Origin of the sequence: Arthrobacter sp. BE255 (assembly GCF_031457335.1) — a bacterium.
In the GTDB taxonomy this organism is placed as follows: Bacteria; Actinomycetota; Actinomycetes; order Actinomycetales; family Micrococcaceae; genus Arthrobacter.
On sequence record NZ_JAVDWK010000038.1, the window covers coordinates 1 to 1179 of the forward strand.

Sequence of the window (1179 nt, forward strand, 5' to 3'; positions counted from 1 at the left end):
GGTGGAGAGGTCCCAGACGACGGCTTTGCGGCGGGTGTACATGGCGATGGAGTCAAAGCCGTTTTCTTTGCCGAAGCCGCTTTGTTTCATGCCTCCGAAGGGGACGGTGGGGTGGAAGGAGCGATAGGTGTTGATCCACACGGTTCCGGCTTCCAGGCCTTTGGTGAGGTGTTGGATGGTGCGTGCGTCGTTGCCCCAGACCTGGGCGCTGAGTCCGAATTCGGAGGAGTTCGCCCGGGTGATGACTTCGTCGATGTCGGAGTAGGACAGCACGCTTGCCATCGGGCCGAAGGCCTCGGTGAGGGCCGCGGGGTTCTCGTCTGTGACTTCGGTCAGGACGGTGGGCTGGTAGAAGGCGCCCCCTGCAAGCTCGCCGTCTTCTGCCGGGTGGCCGCCGGCCAGGGCGACTGCGCCGGCGTCGATCGCGCTTTTGACCAAGGCGTCGACGCGGGTCCGGTGCTGGCGGTTGATGAGGGTGCCCATCTGCGAGGATTCCTTGGTGGGCAGCCCGACCCGTACTGTTCTCGCTTTTTGCCCGAGCCGTTCGCTGACTTCGGCGTACATCGAGTCCGGGACGAAGATCCGGGAGCCGGTCACGCAGCTTTGCCCGCTCTTGGCGAAGTTGGAGTGCAGCAGTGAGGGGATGGCGTGGTCCAGGTCCGCGTCCGGGAGCAGGATCGCCGGGCTTTTGCCCCCCAGTTCCAGGAATACGGGCACGATGTTGGTCGCGGACTGGTGGATGATTGCCCGGCCTGAGCCCGGTCCGCCGGTGAAGGCGATCATCCCGATATCGGGGTGTTCGGTGAGCAGCGGGCCGACTTTCTCTCCGCGGCCGGTCACCACGCTGATGACACCAGCCGGGAGGCCTGCCTCCAGGGCGAGTTCGACCATCCGGTAGTTCAGCAGGGGGGCGACTTCGGGTGCCTTGATCACGATGCAGTTCCCGGCCACGAGCGCCGGGCCTGCCTTCAACGCCACGAAATTGGCGTTCCCGTTATAGGGGCTCACGCCCGCGACGACGCCGAAGGGCTCGTCAAGCCCGTAGGAGAGCCGGTCAGGCAGCTGCGCGAACGTGCGGCCTTCGAGCTTGTCGGCCAGGCCGGCGTAATAGCGAAGCACCCGGGCGCTGTTATCGATATCGGCAAGTGCTTCGCGGCGGAGGTGGCCCACGTCGGCGAC

General features: G+C 65.6%; 1 protein-coding gene. It reads right to left on the reverse strand.

The window, feature by feature from the left end:
- A partial coding sequence (locus tag J2X42_RS23330; RefSeq protein WP_310168509.1) for an aldehyde dehydrogenase family protein occupies window positions 1–1179 on the reverse strand: 1179 nt, incomplete at both ends.